Below are 17284 nucleotides of genomic sequence, written 5' to 3'. Positions count from 1 at the left end.
CTTGGTTCATTCTTTTTTGAATAAAAAATATAGTCGCTAACTATAACTTCCCTCTTGACAAGGAGCGGGAAGTGATGCAATAATGTATACCAAGATACATTACACATAAACATATGTAATACAAGAAAGTGCAACTAGGGTTCCACTGGCGGCGGCCAGGTTCGGACCGAGCGTTGCAGGTGCAGATCGGCTGATTTGCATTACACCGTGAGTATAAAAGACTCTGCGGCAAGTTTCTTTCGGGAAGGCTTGTTTGCGGTTTTTTTATACTTATTTTTATTAGAACAGGTTGATCATCGGATAAAGGTGAGGATTGGGATAAAGGCTATAGCGCATACCGATGCAGAGAGCCGGTGGTTGGTGCAAACCGGAGCGGGGCTGTAGTTGTTACGTCGCCCATGAACCGCTTAGCTGAAATGCTATGATAGGATAGGCTAAGCCGAGGCCGTGCGTTAAACGGAAATGCTGTAATGGCTATGAGGTCAAAAGTAGGGTGGTACCGCGATAAACATCGCCCCTATTGACGGTTTTTACTGTCAATAGGGGCGATTATTTTTTACTAAAAAGGAGGTAGTCAGCGTGAAGAAGAGGATGATTTCCGTACTTGTCAGCAACCAGCCGGGGGTCTTGATGCGAGTGGCAGGTTTAATATCGCGCCGGGGCCATAATATTGACACTTTGGCAGTCGGCGAAACTGAGGATCCCCGTTACTCGCGAATTTCCATTGTCCTGCAGGCCGATGATTCGATGACAAAGCAAATTATTAAACAGCTTGCCAAGCTTATTGAAGTGGTTACAGTAGGAGAGCTGCCAATCGATGGCGCAATGGTAACAGGGATTGCCTTGATTAAAGTCCGTAGTGTAAATCAATGGGAGCTTTATGAATTAATCGAATTATTCCGGGTAAAAGTTGTTGATTCAACGGCAGATGCAGTTACCTTCGAGGTAACCGGCGATGAGGACAGAATTCACACTGTTCTTGAGCGGCTGAGACCATTCGGAATTTTAGAGATGGTCCGTACCGGGATGCTCGGGCTTCAGCGGGGCGGCCAAACCTTACAAACCGGAAATCCAAAGCGGGACACTCAAAATCCCTATTATTGGGTAAATAACCAATTTGCAGATGCTGTTGGCGCAATTTAATAAAAAGATCCGACTGGTCTGCTGATTATATTAAATAAAAATTAATTCGGGAGTGAAGAAAATGATTAAAATGTACTATGACCATGATGCTGATTTGACAAATCTTCAGGACAAAACAGTTGCTATTATCGGTTATGGCAGCCAGGGTCATGCTCATGCGCAGAACCTTAGAGACAGCGGTGTAAGCGTTGTAATTGGACTGTATGAAGGAAGTAAATCATGGGCTAAGGCTGAGCAGGACGGTTTTCCGGTTGCTACTGTTGCGGATGCTGTGAAACAGGCTGATATTGTTATGATTCTGGTTCCGGATGAGAAGCAAGCAAAAATTTACCGGGAGGACATAGCGCCTAATCTTAAACCGGAAGCAGCGCTTGCTTTTGCTCATGGCTTCAATATTCATTTCGGGCAAATTACTCCGCCCCAAAATGTCGATGTCTTTATGGTGGCTCCCAAAGGACCGGGACATTTAGTCCGCCGGGTATTTACTGAAGGCGCCGGCGTACCTTGCTTATTTGCCATCCATCAGAATTATACCAATAAAGCTTACGAGATTGCCTTGGCTTATGCCAGAGGAGTCGGTGGAACCAGGGCTGGTGTCCTTGAGACAACTTTTAAAGATGAAACGGAAACTGATTTATTCGGTGAACAGGCTGTATTGTGCGGTGGGGTAACCGAATTGATCAAAGCCGGTTTTGATACTCTAGTTAAAGCCGGTTATCGGCCAGAACTAGCATACTTTGAGTGTCTCCATGAAATGAAGCTGATTGTGGACTTGATGTATGAAGGCGGCATGGCCGGCATGCGTTACTCCATAAGCGATACTGCTGAATATGGCGACTATATGATTGGCAAACGGATTGTTACCGATGAAACACGTGCTGAAATGCAGAAAGTTCTTAAAGAGATTCAGGATGGAGAATTTGCGCGCAATTGGATATTGGAGAATCAAGCCAACCGTCCAAAATTTAATGCAATTCGGCGCCAGGAGGCAGACCACCCAATTGAGGAAGTCGGCAAAAAGCTGCGGGGAATGATGTCGTGGCTTAAGCGCTAAAATCCTAAAGAGTGTCATGATAAGGAGGAGAACTGATGAAACTATCCGGTGCCAAGGTAGTAATTGAATGTTTGCTTGAGCAGGGAGTCGATACTGTTTTTGGGTATCCCGGAGGAGCGGTACTCCCTTTATATGATGCGCTACAGGAATCACCAATCCGGCATATTCTGACGGTACACGAGCAGGGGGCGGCTCACGCTGCCGATGGCTATGCCAGAGCAACCGGCAAGGTCGGCGTGTGTATTGCGACTTCCGGTCCGGGCGCTACCAATCTAGTTACCGGAATTGCTACGGCTTACATGGACTCTGTGCCTCTAGTTGCAATTACGGGGCAGGTTGAACGCAGTTTGATTGGGCGAGATGCTTTTCAAGAGGTGGATATAACGGGAATTACCATGCCGGTTACCAAACACAACTTTCAGGTAAAAAAAGCTCAGGAGTTACCGGCAATTCTTCGTGGTGCTTTTTACATTGCACGCACTGGTAGACCAGGGCCAGTTCTAGTCGATATACCTAAGGATATTATGTTGGCGAATTTGGACTATATTAAACAAAACACTGCATTGCGGGAGGCTGAGGATTCCGAACCTCAATTGCAGCTCTTGATTAAGGCGGCGGCAGTAATTAATACTGCTCGCCGGCCTGTTCTGGTAGTTGGCGGGGGGACCGTTGATGCCGCAGTACAAAAGATTGTCGTTAAGCTTGCTGAGCAAACCGGAATCCCGGTAGTGTCAACTTTGATGGGGCTAGGGTGCATGCCGGCCGAACATCGCCAGTTTTTAGGGCTTACCGGTATGCATGGAACAAAAGCTGCTAACCAGGCAATTCGCAACGCTGACGTGATTATTGCTGTCGGGAGCCGGTTTAATGACCGCGTGACTGGAAATCGCTCCGCCTATTCGTCCCAAAAATGCATTGTTCATATTGATGTTGATCCGGCGGAAATTGATAAAAATATTGAAACTGATATCGGCTTAAATGGCAATTTGCTCAAAGTTCTTCCCCCGCTGTCGGCGCAATTGACGCTTCGTCCTGAAGAACTGACCGAATGGTGGGCAGAAATTGAGGAGTGGAAAGAACGTTTTTATAAACCGCTTACTGATGACAAATTAACTGCGCCTTGGGCAATGAAGTTCATTAATGAAAAAACCGCGGAAGGGTCGTTTGTATTTGTTACCGATGTCGGCCAGAATCAAATTTGGGCGGCTCAAGGACTGTTCATTCGCTCGAATCGCGGCTGGATAACTTCCGGCGGGTTAGGTACGATGGGATTTAGCGTTCCGGCAGCGTTGGGAGCACAAATCGGGGTTCCGGATAAGCGTGTAATCTGCATTTGCGGCGATGGCGGAATTAAAATGACCGGTAATGAGTTATACACCATTGCTGCTAATAACCTGCCGGTTATTACGATAGTTATCAACAACAGTGGATTGGGAATGGTTCGTCAGCTGCAGCATCTTTTCTACGGCAAACGCTATTCTTCTAGCAATTTACCATACCCGGTAAACTATGTGAAATATGCCGAAGCCTTTGGATTGCGAGCCGCGGAGGCTAACAGTCAGGCAGAATTTTGCCATGCTTTTGCGCAAGCCTTGGATTCGTTTGAACCTAGTTTAATTGTGCTAAATGTTCCCCCTGATGATTGGGTAGAGCCAATGGTAACTCCGGGGGCGGAAATTAATCGTTTTGTGACATTTTGACGCAATCTAACCCTAAAGTTAATTAAAGCGGCACTGACTGAGGTAAGTGCCGCTTTTGGTTGCTTTTGGCATTTAAAGCGGATTTGACAGTAGTTTTTGAATTTTACATATCTTTCTGAAAGTAATAGAATTAAAATTAGGAAAAAAGTATCAATTCAGAAGATTCTTCGCTGGCAGGCAGTTTAGACAAGACTCAGCAGTAAGCTCTGATGTTTAAAACGGTCTAAGCAGAGAATCAAGGCTATTTTTAAGGGGGATGGAGTAATGACAACAAAGAAAAGAAGAATGAAAACTATGGACGGCAATGGGGCGGCAGCTCATATTTCTTATGCTTTTACCGATGTAGCAGCAATATTCCCGATCACTCCCTCATCTAATATGGCAGAAAGTGTTGACGAATGGGCGGCCAAAGGCAGGAAGAATATCTTTGGCCAAACAGTGGAAATTGTCGAGATGCAGTCAGAAGGCGGCGCAGCCGGTGCTGTGCATGGCTCGCTGCAGAGCGGAGCCCTAACTACTACCTATACTGCTTCTCAGGGCCTTCTGCTAATGATTCCTAATATGTATAAAATTGCCGGCGAGCTGCTGCCAGGGGTATTCCATGTAAGCGCTCGGGTCATAGGCGCAAATGCCATTAGTATTTTCGGCGATCATTCCGATGTTATGGCGACTAGGCAGACAGGTTTTGCTCTACTGGCCGAAAGCAGCGTACAAGAGGTAATGGATTTAGCCGGAGTCGCGCACTTAGCGGCAATCAAGGGAAAAGTTCCCTTTTTAAACTTCTTTGATGGCTTCAGAACTTCCCATGAGGTTCAAAAGATTGAAGTGTTAGAATACGACGAATTGGCAGAACTCCTGGATAGAGAGGCATTAGACGAGTTCCGTCGCGGGGCGCTCAATCCTGACCATCCGACCTTAAGAGGAACGGTGCAAAATCCTGATATTCATTTCCAACAGCGCGAAGTGTCTAACCGCTATTATCAGGCGCTGCCTGAAATTGTTGAAGGATATATGGCGGAAATCACTAAACTTACCGGCCGGGAGTATCACCTGTTTAACTATTATGGGGCACCTGATGCCGATAGAATGATTGTGGCAATGGGCTCAATGTGTCAGACTATTGAAGAAGTAGTTGATTATCTGAATGCGAACGGTGAAAAAGTCGGTTTATTAAACGTTCATTTATATCGGCCGTTCTCAATCGAACATTTCTTTAAATATATTCCCAAAACAGTGAAAAAGGTTGCTGTATTAGACCGGACAAAAGAAATGGGCTCCTTGGCAGAACCTCTCTATCTTGACGTCAAAGCCGCTTTCTACAGCAGCGAATTACGGCCGGTAATTGTCGGCGGCCGCTGCGGTGTGGGCGGTAAGGATATAATCCCGGCCCATATTCATGGTGTTTTTGAAAATCTAAAAGCTGAGCAGCCCAAAGATAACTTTACCGTTGGCATTATTGATGATGTCAACCATTCTTCGCTGCCGTGTGGTCAAGATATCGATACTACTACGCCCGGCACTAAAGCTTGTAAATTCTGGGGACTTGGCTCAGACGGAACGGTCGGGGCCAACAAAAATGCTATTAAGATTATCGGCGATCATACTGACATGTATGCTCAGGCCTACTTTGCCTACGACTCTAAAAAATCCGGCGGGGTTACTATTTCCCACTTACGGTTCGGAAAACAGCCCATCAAGTCACCGTATCTTATCAATAAGGCCGACTTCATTGCCTGCCATAACCAATCATATGTCCACAGCTACAATGTGCTGGAGGGACTCAAAAAGGGCGGCAGCTTCTTGCTCAACTGCAGATGGACTCCCGAAGAACTCGAAGCTAACCTACCGGCCGATATGAAACGCTATATTGCTGAAAATGCTATTAAATTCTATACGATCGATGCGGTCGGCATTGCCCAGGAAATAGGGCTTGGCGGACGAATTAACATGATCATGCAATCGGCCTTCTTTAAAATTGCCGATATTATTCCGCTTGAAGACGCTGTGAAGTACTTGAAAGATGCCGTTGTCCAATCTTACGGCAAAAAAGGCGATAAAATAGTTGCTATGAATAATGCCGCTATTGACAAAGGGGTCGAGTTAATCGTTCAGATTAATGTTCCGGCTGCTTGGCAGAATGCTCAAACAGAAAAAGTCGCAACCGCAGCAAAACCGGCATTTATTGAAAATATTCTGGTGCCGATGAACCGTCAGGAAGGCGATAAATTACCGGTAAGCGCATTCCTTGGCCTAGAAAGCGGTACATATCCGCTGGGAACTTCGGCATACGAAAAACGCGGTATCGCAATCGATGTTCCTGAATGGGAAATGGATAAGTGCATTCAGTGTAATCAATGTTCCTATGTTTGTCCGCATGCAGCCATCAGACCGGTGTTGATCAGTGCTGAGGAAATGGCAGCAGCCCCGGCAGACTTTACCGCTAAAGCAGCAATTGGAGCAAAAGATTTGAGCTTCAGAATTGCAGTTTCGCCGCTTGATTGCACCGGCTGCGGCAACTGTGCTCAGATTTGCCCGGCTAAAGAAAAAGCTTTGGTTATGAAACCTTTGGAAACTCAGCTCGCGCAAGCTCCGTTGTGGGATTATGCGATGAGCCTTTCACCAAAAGCCAATCCGGTAAATCCGTTTACCGTTAAAGGCAGCCAGTTCGAACAGCCGCTCTTAGAGTTCTCGGGAGCTTGCGCGGGCTGCGGGGAAACCCCTTACGCCAAACTTGTAACTCAGCTGTTCGGCGATAGAATGATGGTGGCCAATGCCACAGGATGTTCCTCAGTTTGGTCAGGCAGCACGCCGTCCATTCCGTATACCAAGAACCATCGCGGCCATGGACCGGCTTGGGGAAATTCACTGTTTGAAGATAACGCCGAATTTGGCTTGGGGATGCATCTAGGCGTAAAACAATTGAGAAAGCAACTGGCTGTTGACATCGAAAAAGCCGCGCAAATGGACTTAGGCGACGATTTCACTAAGGCTTGTCAGGAATGGTTGGATGGCAAAGACAACAGCCAAGGCACCCGGGCAAGAGCTGATAAATTAATTGCTGCCTTAGAAGCTGTCAAAGGCGATAATGAATTACTGAATGATATCTATAATAACCGTGACTTTTTAGTAAAAAGATCACAGTGGATATTCGGCGGTGACGGTTGGGCTTACGACATTGGTTTCGGCGGCCTTGACCATGTCTTGGCTTCGGGCGAAGACGTAAATGTTCTGGTATTTGATACTGAAGTATACTCTAATACCGGCGGTCAGTCGTCTAAAGCTACCCCGACCGCGGCAATTGCCAAATTTGCGGCCAGTGGTAAGAAGACTAAGAAGAAAGATCTTGGCATGATTGCTATGAGCTATGGATATGTATATGTAGCACAAATTGCCATGGGCGCTGATAAAAATCAAACTCTTAAAGCCATTGCCGAGGCTGAGGCTTATCCGGGACCGTCCCTGATTATCGCATATGCACCATGTATCAATCATGGCTTGAAGGTTGGTATGGGATGCAGCCAGCTTGAAGCTAAACGGGCGGTAGACAGTGGCTACTGGGCACTATATCGTTATAATCCCGAACTGAAAGAAACGGGCAAAAATTCATTTACGCTTGATTCTAAAGAGTCGACTATGAACTTCAGAGAGTTCCTGATGGGTGAAGTTCGGTACTCGTCGCTATTAAAAGAGTTCCCGGAAATGGCTGAAGCTTTGTTTGCTAAAACAGAAAAAGACTCCAAGGAAAGACTGGAAAACTATAAACGGTTAGCCGGTTATACCGGGGAAGCCGCCAAAGAAGCAGCAGCCGCAAAAGAATAGCAGAGTTTCCTTCCTTGTCTCTGAGGTATAAGCCCGGGGATTGACAACTTAGGATAAATGAATTACAATGTAATCTACATAGCTATATGAATTGAGATAGAGGTGCGGCATAATAAGAGTATGTTCCCGGAGCTGCCAGCAATGACGGGCACAGAAAGGATTATCCGCCGAAGCAGTGGTTTTTTGGCTGAGAACCTATGCTGGTTCTGTGTTGAATAAGTGCAGAACTGTCATACGAATTTAGTCGTATGGAGTGCTATCTTGCGCTGCTAGGCATGAAAGAGACATTGTACAGGCGGTTTGCGAGATGGTTGCAAACCGCTTTTTTATTTGGAAATATAGCAAATTTTGATATGTGGAGGCTCTAACTTTATGGCTGAAAAAAAATTACCTTTCACCAAAGCACAACTGGACGAAATTATTCGGCAGCATCCAACTCCTTTTCATATTTATGATGAAGACGCTATTCGTAAAAACGCTCGCCAACTGCTTGCGGCTTTTTCTTGGGCTCCCAAGTTTAAGGAGTACTTTGCGGTAAAAGCTACCCCGAATCCCTCAATACTAAGAATCCTCCGGGAAGAGGGGATCGGCGCTGACTGCAGCTCCCTGCCTGAAATTATGCTGGCTGAAATGGCAGGTATTACCGGCGAAGATATTATTTTCTCATCCAACGATACTCCGGCTCACGAATATCAAAAAGCCAGAGAAGTCGGTGCGATAATCAATCTTGACGATATCAGCCATATTGATTATTTGGAAAAGCATGCCGGCCTGCCTGAAATGTTATCTTTCCGCTATAACCCGGGGCCGTTGTTGAAAAACGGCAATACCATTATTGGATATCCCGAAGAGGCAAAATACGGTTTGACAAAGGCTCAGATTTTTGAGGCTTACCGGATTGCTAAGGAAAAAGGCGTAAAACATTTTGGTATTCATACAATGGTTATTTCCAACGAACTTAATCCTGATAGCTTTATCGCAACAGCTAACATGATGTTTGACCTTATTGTGGAAATTCATCAAAAGCTTGGTATCGCCATTGAGTTTGTTAATTTCGGCGGTGGTATTGGCATTCCCTATAAACCGGAACAAGAGCCTGTTGATCTTCAGTATGTCGGCCAAGGCATCAAAAAAGCCTACGAAGACAAAATTGCTGCCAACGGGCTTGCGCCGCTGCGGATAGCTATGGAATGCGGCCGTATGATTACCGGGCCTTATGGTTACCTTGTAGCAACAGTACTTCATAAAAAAGAAACCTACAAAAACTATGTCGGACTTGACGCGTGTATGGCCAATCTGATGCGCCCGGCGCTGTACGGCTCTTATCATCATATAACGGTAGTTGGCAAAGAAGACCTTCCGAAAGACCATGTTTATGATGTAACAGGTTCACTCTGTGAAAATAACGATAAATTTGCTATAAACCGTGAGCTACCTAAAATTGATATTGGCGATACTATTGTAATCCATGACGCCGGTGCGCATGGTTTTGCGATGGGTTTTAACTACAATGGCAAACTGCGTTCCGCCGAATTGCTGCTCAAACCTAATGGCATGGTCGAAATGATTCGCCGGGCTGAAACTATCGCTGACTATTTTGCGACACTAGATATCACTGAGAAAGAACTCAATAAGGCTGCAGCTACTGTAGCAAAAGACTAAAGATAACTTTAATATAAGCTAAAAAGACGGATGGCAATTGCTATCCGTCTTTTTAATTGCAAAACGGTGAAATAGTGAGCGGTAAAAAGCTAGCATAGGAAAAACGCTATTAATAGATGTAATCATACCAATTTAAAGCTTTACCATTTCATCTAGCTAAAGTACAATGGAGTACATGAAAAGGCATTTGCCAATTTGACTGGGGGATTAGGAATGAAAAAGATTATTGCATTGGTATTATTAGTTATGATGGCTAGCTTAGTTTTAATAGGCTGTGGCAGCACAAGCACCACAGCGCCGGCTAAGAACAAGATTATTATTGGACTGGACGATAGTTTTCCGCCGATGGGCTTTAGAGATGACAAAAACAATATCGTTGGTTTCGATATCGACATGGCTAAGGAAGCAGCTAAACGTATGGGCATGGAGGTAGAGTTCAAACCTATCGACTGGGCCAGCAAAGAGGTTGAATTAAACGGCAAGCGTGTTGATGCGCTGTGGAACGCTATGAATATCACTGAAGAACGCAAGAAAAATGTGTTGTTTAGCGAGCCTTATATGGAAAGCAAGCAATTGATTTTTGTACCGGCAGGTTCTCCGATTAAAGGTGCTGCCGATTTAGCCGGTAAGGTTGTTGGGGTGCAGCAAACCAGTATTGGTGACGAAGTAGTTGAAAAGGACGCAAAACTCAGAGCATCGCTAAAAGACTTAAAAAAATATCAAGATTGTGTAGCCGCGTTCATGGATCTAAAGGCCGGCCGGCTTGATGCAGTTGTAACCGACGAAATCCTAGGTAGATATTATATGTCAAAAGAGCCCGGCAAATATATAGCAATTGAACAGCCACTCGGTGAAGTCGGTGTATATGGCGTTGGTTTCAGAAAAGATGATAACGAGCTGCGCGACAAAGTTCAAAAAGTTCTGGACGAAATGAAGAAAGATGGAACATCAGCCAAGATTTCTGAAAAATGGTTTGGTGCAAATATTGTGAAATAGTAGAAAAGCCAACGGCAGTTGACGTTGGCTTTTCCTATTGTTGGGAGAGGACTTAATGTATTTTGTATACATTAAGTCCTTGATAAACTCTTGTAGGATTATATAATATTATGTCGAATTATTCTTATAGTGCAACTGGTATACCACATATCATAGGCCAGGCATGGTGAGGAGTTTAAAATGAAACTTAACCGAATACCTAAATTAGTATCATACAAAGAAAGAGTTTATAACGAATTAAAACACGCTATTATCAATCATGATATTAATCCAGGTGAAACTCTCAATGAAAGAACTTTGGCAAATGACCTGGGCATTAGCCGCACGCCAATCCGCGAGGCGTTACAGCTGCTTGAAAGCGAAGGCTGGGTTATCACTGAACCGTGTAAGGGTACATGGGTGAAGGAAGTTACCTTGGAGGATATTGACGAGGTTTTTCAAATGAGACTGGCTCTCGAACCTTTCGCTGTTGGACTAGCTGCCGATAAAATAAATGAGTCTGTTCGAAAAGCCTTAAACGCGCTTTACGCAAAGCAAAAACGCCTTTGCAAAGAAGTGAGTCCGTTAGAATTCACAGATATAGACATGGATTTTCATATGTATTTGACCAGTTTATTGGGAAACCACAGGCTAAACCAGACCATCAGCGGTTTAATGGATATCATGAATATGTATATTATTCGAACCATCAAAAACCAAGCCAGATATGCTGTTGCTGCCGAGGAGCATGCTGCAATTATTAAAGCCTTAGCGGAAAAAGATGCGGTTGGAGCTCAGCAAGCAGTAACTTTTCACCTCAAGCAAGCGCAGGCGTCAATTCACCGTGACTTTGCTGAATGGAAAAAGAATTCCCACACAAACTAGTTGTTAATGGTGTCTTGCTAACGTAACTAGTTTTTAAACTCTTAAGTGGTATACCGCATTCCATATTTTGCATGCAAAAATCCAAATATGGATAAAATTCTTTTCAAATTTACTTCGACAGGAAGCCGATTGTATTGTTGGAAAGACGTTTCGAATCTAAAATGTGTTAAGGAGGAAGGAAAATTTATGACAACAGCTCAAATTTTAATGACATTAACATTATTGTTAATGGTTTCCGGACGAACTCCGCTTTATCTTACCGCTATTATTGGTTCGGCTGTCGCAGGTATCGCTGCCGGTTTCCCACTCTCGGGGAAGGCTGATGTTACCATTCTAAAACTGATTAATAGCGGGTTAAATCCGGTTATCGCCGATATGGCAGGTGTACTGTTATTTATCGGTATCATGGAAAAAACCGGGTTTCTTGATATCATTATCCGCAAAATAATGCAAATTGGTGTAAAGGCAGGCGGCGGTCCTGGCATTGCCGCAGCAGGAACTTTTGCAGCAGGAGCGATTGGCGCCCTTACTGGTTTTACTCAGCCGGCTATAACGGCTGTTGTTACAGGTCCAGCAGCCATAAAATTCGGCCTTCATCCTAATAAAGTTGCAGGTATTCATGGTCATGCCGGTCATTTTGGCAACTTTGCCGGCTTTACCCATCCTACGCAAGTTGCAGTTATTGCGACAGCGGCCATTGGCTTTGGCGCGATCAATGTTGTTGGTGCAATAGTAGGGTTATCAATCATCGCGTTTAGCTATTTCCGTATGCAACGCGATCTTAAGAAATCAGGTTTCAAACTTTCGGCTGAAGAATTAGCTGAGGTTAAAAATGCGACAGAGTCAAAGCATAGTACCTCATTTAGTCTGGCCATTCTTCCATTCGTGGTATTTTGTGCTGGTTTCGTACTCGGCTATCCAGTATTCTTTATGGGGGCAATTGCTGCTGTTTTGGTCGCTTTAATTGCTAAAATCTCTATGAGTGAAGGCGAATCAGCTATGCTGCAAGGAGTTGGAAGAATTGCGACTCCGTTAGTTGCTACAATCGGATTCTTGTTTATGTCTGCCGTAATGAACAAAATTGGTCTGGTACAGTTAGTCTCTGAACTATTTGGACCTATTGTAGCTATTGCTCCAATCCAAGCTATGCTGCTAGTTGCAGCTGTTACTGGCTTATTTACTCAGTCAAACGGTGCTTCGGCTGCCATCGTTGTACCGTTCCTGCAGGTTGTCCTTAATGCTGGCGCAGATCCGCTCGCAGCAGCTTGTGCAGCAGCCGGCGGCGCAGCTATCATGCAGTACTTCCTGACAGGTGGCCCTGTTGCGGCATTGTCAACTGTTATTCCGGTAGTACCGGGTTCAGAGCTCAAGGCAGCTAATAGGTTCCAGCGTCCGTCAATCCTCTTTGGTTTATTTGTCCTCTTTGTTATTACCCTATTCATATGATGACCAAGAGGCTGAATACTCCCAGCTTCTTTAGTGGGAGTATTACAGCCTCTAAGTCCCTATAGAAGTTCGGCTAAGCTTCTGGTGGTTAAATTCCATCTGAAGAAAGCCTCACTTTATCTAAGGAGGCGGCAAATGAAAGTTTCTTTAGGTTGTAATCATAAGGGTAAAGTAGCCATAGCCGGGCATGTCGGTTGTGGTCATTGCCATAGTCACAAGCAATTTGTTCAGGATGACTCTGTAGGCTTAGCCGTTGTCTTAGCTCTATTCAAAGAAGCGACAGGCTTATCCTTACGGATAAAAGATATCCGGACAAAGACGGGCTTACAGGGTTATATTGAAGTGGAAACAGAATCAGGCGGCGTCGGTCGGGCAACCGCCCGGAGGGGTATCACAGTGCAGGAAGCGCAGCTTGCAAGAACCTTGATCGGCCGCCAGACCATAAGAACACATACTTTGACAATGGAGGCCTATGGTCGGTTCTACGGCCAAGGTATTCATGAAGCGCCTGTGGCCTTGCAAACAGCGCTGGCTAATGCGGCATTGGACAGCTTTGTCAAAAATTTCCCCGACAAATTTGTTTGGGGTTACGAAGATGTTGTTGGCTCGTGCGGTCTGATTGCAGGAACTACTCTTGATATCGGCGGTATTCCAACCGCGGTACTTGGCACAGTCAATGCTTCGATTGGCGGAATTGGCCCTAATGAAGATTTAGAGGGTAATGCAGCAGCAGGAATAAAACGTGAGCTTATGGATAAGCTAGGCATGCTTGAACTTCCGACTATTGTGATCGAAGGGAAAGTGTATTGGCCTGCTTTATCTGATATTATTGATGAACCTACATATTTGGTTAGGGCTTCTGATATCGATAACCCGATTGTGGCCCAAAGTATAGTATCCGCTGCGCAGAAATTGGGGCACAAGGTTACTCTTAATATGGAAAGCTTGAAACGTGTTCCAGGCGCTATGGCGCAGCAAACGTATGATTTAGGGGCGAAAATCGCTGCACTTGGTGAACAACTTAAAACAGCTGAGTATGCGCAGGATAAAGTAAACATTTTAGCAGAACTTGCTGCAGTAGTAAGCCAAGATGGTGCCGGAATAAGCTTTATGAGCAATAAGCTTCATGAAGTTATTGGCGGTATCGGTATGATTCATGGAACAAGCGCGGTCTTAAGTTATGTCGTTCCGCGTCCATATCATGAAGAATTCGTTGTTCCTTATGCAACTCTGGACGATATAAAAAATTATGTGACTATTATTAAAAACTCTGTCAGAGAAGTACATCAAGTATTGCCTAACGCCCTAGACTATGTTAAGACCAATATTAATACAAGTCCGCTTGATCAGTTTATCTTGAAAGGATGATGAACTATGTGCGCTCAAAAGGTTGTAATAATTACTACTGGCGGAACAATAGCGATGCGCTATGATCCGGTACAAAAAGGTTTGTGCCCGGCTGTAACCGGACCTGAGCTGATTGAAGCTGTTCCTGAATTAAAATCAGCAGCACTTGTCGAAGTTGTCGAGTTCGCCAATATTCCGAGTCCGCATATGACACCGCGCTTAATGTTTGAGTTGGCTCACAAAGTTGATGAGCTTGCGCAGCGTGACGATGTGGCCGGAATTGTCATAACGCATGGCACCGATACTTTAGAAGAAACAGCTTATATGCTTGATCTTGTAGTTAAAACCGAAAAGCCGGTCTGTCTTACTGCTGCAATGAGAAGCTCAGCTGAGTCGAGTCCGGATGGTCCGAAAAATATTTTATGTGCCGTCAAGACAGCTGCTTGTCCAAAGGCTGCTGGCGCTGGTGTATTAGTTGTCATGAATGAGGAAATTCATGCCGCGCTTGAGGTTACCAAAACACACTCTGCCAACCCAAAAACTTTTGCGTCCCCGTACTGGGGTCCGATAGGCTATGTTGATACCGATAGAGTAATTATCCGTCGCAAATCACTGATGCTGCAAAAAATTCAACCGGCCGATATTGTTGAAGATGTACATTTAATCAAAGTTGTTGCAGGCATGGATGACTTCTTCTTCCGCTGCCTGGTGGAAAAGAAGGCTAAAGGCATTGTTGTTGAGGGTTTAGGCCGCGGCAATGTAAATCCTGCTGTAAAAGCTGGCATCAAACTGGCTCGGGAGAATAATATCCCTGTTGTTCTAGCGACCCGTGTTCACGCCGGCCGTGTGCTTGATACATATGGCTATGAGGGCGGGGTAGGCTCGCTAACACAATATGGCATAATTTTGGCTGGAGAAATAACCGGTCAAAAAGCACGACTGAAATTAATTGCGGCGCTTGGTATTACTAATGATGTTGAAAAATTAGCCCGCTACTTTGACAATTAAAAGCTCACAAAAAATGCCCTACGGTTCGAATATGAACTGGAGGGCATTTTTTCTTTTGTCACTTCCGGTGAAGTGGCAACATAAGATGTAGTAGAAAAATATATGGAGGCGATAAAGTTTTGGATATTTTCTGTCGGGAATTAAAGCCTTTTGTCCCGCTTAATATGCATGAAATACGATTTTGGCTGCGTATCATGAAAGAACACTCTCTATTCATCAAGTTAGGGCTGCCTTGTGACCAAACTGAATTAATTTCTGAGGCAGAACAATTCTACAGAGTATTCGCTGACCTTGAAAAAAGAGCTTGTCAAATCGAATGCGACAGTGATTTTAAGCGTTTTGTTGATACGGTAATGGCAGCAGTAAAGAATATTTTTTGCTATAAGAGAAACTTGCTGCATCTGCTAATTGAGTGCAGGATTCGCGGTGGCGGCAACTATCCACTATTAATTGATCATGTTTCACGCGAAGCACTATACTTTTTTAAGATTTTGCAGAAATCTAAAGATGGTGAAATGCGTTATCCCGTTGATTCCATTGTAAGTGAAAATGTTTTCTGGATTAGGATTATGGCTGATCATTTAAAATTTATCCGTGGTCTGCTCGATCCTTCGGAACGTGAACTCGTAGACACATCAAACTCGCTAAGCAACAAATTTGACCAACTGCAATTGCATGCCCGTGATTTCGATAGCATGCTGTGGCATTTCCGCGTGAATAATGACTTCATGCGTTTTCAAAAGGATGTGACTGCCGCGACTATGCAGGTCCGCGATTTTAAGGCAACAGCTGAGGAATTGATTAAGCAATGTGCTGCACTGTCGCTTATACCGCCGCTCCTTGCTGATCATGTCCGTAGAGAAGCAGAACATTTCCTCGAAGTCCTCCAAAGAATCCAAGAAGAGGGCATGGACTGCGATCATCCAAAAGTAATGCATTGCGACTATGGTTTTTAATAAAAGCTGCTCAAGCCCGTGATTACGCGGGCCTTTTATTTTGCAATTGATGGGAGAATTAGCTAATTTATCAGATATGGCAGGAATATGGCAAATATTGGAGAAATGCTTTTATATGGAAATTACAAAGGCTGGTGGAGTATGAAACCATCAAACCAATATTATGTAGGTCAGAGTATTATCTTAACTACGTTGGATAGCAGTACAAGCTATAGTTGCAGGATAGTAAGCAGTTCGGAGTATTTGATCGATATAAGCGTACCTTATCTGCAGGGAAAAATGGTAATCTGGCCGGTTGGGACTAAGCTAAAAGCGTCTATTGCAGATCATCAGGGTGAATTATCCTTCCAAACTGAGATTCTTGGTCGGAATTTTGAGGGGACACGCAGTTATACTATTATGATGCCTCATACAATATCCAGGGTTAATACCGGGAACAGAGAACATTCCAAAACGAGGGTAATTGCCGTTACCAGCGGTAAAGGCGGAGTTGGCAAAACAACGTTGGTTATCAACTTGGCCATTGCCCTGGCTAATTTGGGGAAGCGGGTCTACATTCTTGATTTGGATCTTGGTACTGCCGATGTCGATGTCTTGTTATCAGTTAAGTCGCGTTATAACATTGTTGATTTATTTAACGGCGAGAAAAGTCTACTGGATATTGCGGTTGCGGCTCCGGGCAATATTTTTATAATACCTGGCAGCTCAGGAGTACAGGAACTGACCCATCTTAAAGACCGACAGTTCGCCCAAGTAATCAGTACCTTCAATCAGTTAGACGGGGTATCTGATATTATATTGCTTGATACCGGCGCTGGAATCTCGACAGATGTCTCCAATTTTTTACTAGCCAGTGACGAGGTTATTGTTATTACTACGCCAGAGCCGCATGCTATGATGGATGCCTACGCTATTCTGAAGGTAATGCATATCAATGGCTGCTTGGCAAAACAAATGCTGATAGTCAACAGGGCCGAAAGTGCAGATGATGCGAATTTGGTTGCAGAACGGCTTTTGGCGGTAGTCACTCATTATCTTAAAAAGGATGTTCGGTATTTGGGGTATGTACTGGATGATAAATTAGTAAATCGGTCAGTAAGAGACCAAAATCCGCTGTTGTTATCACATCCTGATTCAAAACCGGCCGAGAACATCAGACGTATTGCCGCTTGCTTGATTAGCAAACCATACCAAAGCAAGGCTGCAGGTGTTACTGGCTTCATCACTAAGCTATACTGGTCATTTAAAGAGAACAAAAAGAGGCTTGGTCTTTAGAATATATGTTATAA

Annotated in this window: 12 protein-coding genes and 1 other annotated feature; all 12 genes read left to right on the top strand. The window is 44.5% G+C overall.

Translation table 11 applies throughout. The features are described from left to right. Positions 1-300 precede the first annotated feature (300 nt). Positions 301-522: a binding site (T-box leader), on the top strand. Between the two features lie 57 nt (positions 523-579). Then, positions 580-1143 (top strand): acetolactate synthase small subunit, encoded by a 564-nt coding sequence (gene ilvN / locus GX348_02235; GenBank protein NLP41007.1) that lies wholly within the window; start codon positions 580-582, stop codon positions 1141-1143. 61 nt (positions 1144-1204) lie between these two features. After that, positions 1205-2197 (top strand): ketol-acid reductoisomerase, encoded by a 993-nt coding sequence (gene ilvC / locus GX348_02230; protein NLP41006.1) that lies wholly within the window; start codon positions 1205-1207, stop codon positions 2195-2197. Positions 2198-2232: 35 nt separating this feature from the next. Further along, positions 2233-3897 carry a biosynthetic-type acetolactate synthase large subunit gene (gene ilvB, locus GX348_02225; protein ID NLP41005.1) on the top strand — a complete coding sequence of 555 codons (1665 nt, stop codon included), beginning with the start codon at positions 2233-2235 and terminating at the stop codon, positions 3895-3897. 264 nt (positions 3898-4161) lie between these two features. Then, positions 4162-7716, top strand: a complete 3555-nt coding sequence (gene nifJ / locus GX348_02220) for a pyruvate:ferredoxin (flavodoxin) oxidoreductase (GenBank protein ID NLP41004.1) — start codon at positions 4162-4164, stop codon at positions 7714-7716. A gap of 372 nt (positions 7717-8088) precedes the next feature. Beyond that, on the top strand, positions 8089-9378 hold the full coding sequence (gene lysA, locus GX348_02215) for a diaminopimelate decarboxylase (protein ID NLP41003.1): 1290 nt from the start codon (positions 8089-8091) through the stop codon (positions 9376-9378). Positions 9379-9591: 213 nt separating this feature from the next. After that, positions 9592-10374 carry an amino acid ABC transporter substrate-binding protein gene (locus tag GX348_02210; protein NLP41002.1) on the top strand — a complete coding sequence of 261 codons (783 nt, stop codon included), beginning with the start codon at positions 9592-9594 and terminating at the stop codon, positions 10372-10374. A 180-nt stretch (positions 10375-10554) separates the two neighbouring features. Continuing rightward, a complete protein-coding gene (locus GX348_02205) occupies positions 10555-11238 on the top strand; it encodes a GntR family transcriptional regulator (GenBank protein NLP41001.1) in 684 nt (227 codons plus the stop codon). A gap of 186 nt (positions 11239-11424) precedes the next feature. Next, entirely contained in the window at positions 11425-12684 is a 1260-nt protein-coding gene (locus GX348_02200; GenBank protein NLP41000.1) for a citrate transporter, read from the top strand. Positions 12685-12819: 135 nt separating this feature from the next. Next, positions 12820-14052, top strand: coding sequence for a hypothetical protein (locus tag GX348_02195; protein NLP40999.1), 1233 nt, complete (start codon positions 12820-12822; stop codon positions 14050-14052). 6 nt (positions 14053-14058) lie between these two features. Next, the gene (locus GX348_02190; GenBank protein NLP40998.1) at positions 14059-15039 is read left to right on the top strand and encodes an asparaginase; all 981 of its coding nucleotides are present in this window, start codon (positions 14059-14061) and stop codon (positions 15037-15039) included. Between the two features lie 164 nt (positions 15040-15203). Next, positions 15204-15995 (top strand): DUF2935 domain-containing protein, encoded by a 792-nt coding sequence (locus GX348_02185; GenBank protein NLP40997.1) that lies wholly within the window; start codon positions 15204-15206, stop codon positions 15993-15995. Positions 15996-16082: 87 nt separating this feature from the next. Then, on the top strand, positions 16083-17270 hold the full coding sequence (locus GX348_02180; protein NLP40996.1) for an AAA family ATPase: 1188 nt from the start codon (positions 16083-16085) through the stop codon (positions 17268-17270). Positions 17271-17284: the final 14 nt, after the last annotated feature.

The sequence above is a fragment of the Veillonellaceae bacterium genome, assembly GCA_012523975.1.
In the GTDB taxonomy this organism is placed as follows: Bacteria; Bacillota; Negativicutes; order JAAYSF01; family JAAYSF01; genus JAAYSF01.
Note: the sequence above shows the minus strand (reverse complement) of the source record. Positions and strands in the feature narration are given on the sequence as shown.

Excerpts from the sequence above, each read along its gene's own strand:
- GX348_02180 (NLP40996.1), top strand. The coding sequence starts at position 16,083 with ATGGCAAATATTGGAGAAATGCTTTTATATGGAAATTACAAAGGCTGG.
- GX348_02205 (NLP41001.1), top strand. The coding sequence starts at position 10,555 with ATGAAACTTAACCGAATACCTAAATTAGTATCATACAAAGAAAGAGTT.
- GX348_02200 (NLP41000.1), top strand. The coding sequence starts at position 11,425 with ATGACAACAGCTCAAATTTTAATGACATTAACATTATTGTTAATGGTT.
- GX348_02185 (NLP40997.1), top strand. The coding sequence starts at position 15,204 with ATGCATGAAATACGATTTTGGCTGCGTATCATGAAAGAACACTCTCTA.
- GX348_02190 (NLP40998.1), top strand. The coding sequence starts at position 14,059 with ATGTGCGCTCAAAAGGTTGTAATAATTACTACTGGCGGAACAATAGCG.
- lysA (NLP41003.1), top strand. The coding sequence starts at position 8,089 with ATGGCTGAAAAAAAATTACCTTTCACCAAAGCACAACTGGACGAAATT.
- nifJ (NLP41004.1), top strand. The coding sequence starts at position 4,162 with ATGACAACAAAGAAAAGAAGAATGAAAACTATGGACGGCAATGGGGCG.
- GX348_02210 (NLP41002.1), top strand. The coding sequence starts at position 9,592 with ATGAAAAAGATTATTGCATTGGTATTATTAGTTATGATGGCTAGCTTA.
- ilvB (NLP41005.1), top strand. The coding sequence starts at position 2,233 with ATGAAACTATCCGGTGCCAAGGTAGTAATTGAATGTTTGCTTGAGCAG.
- GX348_02195 (NLP40999.1), top strand. The coding sequence starts at position 12,820 with ATGAAAGTTTCTTTAGGTTGTAATCATAAGGGTAAAGTAGCCATAGCC.
- ilvC (NLP41006.1), top strand. The coding sequence starts at position 1,205 with ATGATTAAAATGTACTATGACCATGATGCTGATTTGACAAATCTTCAG.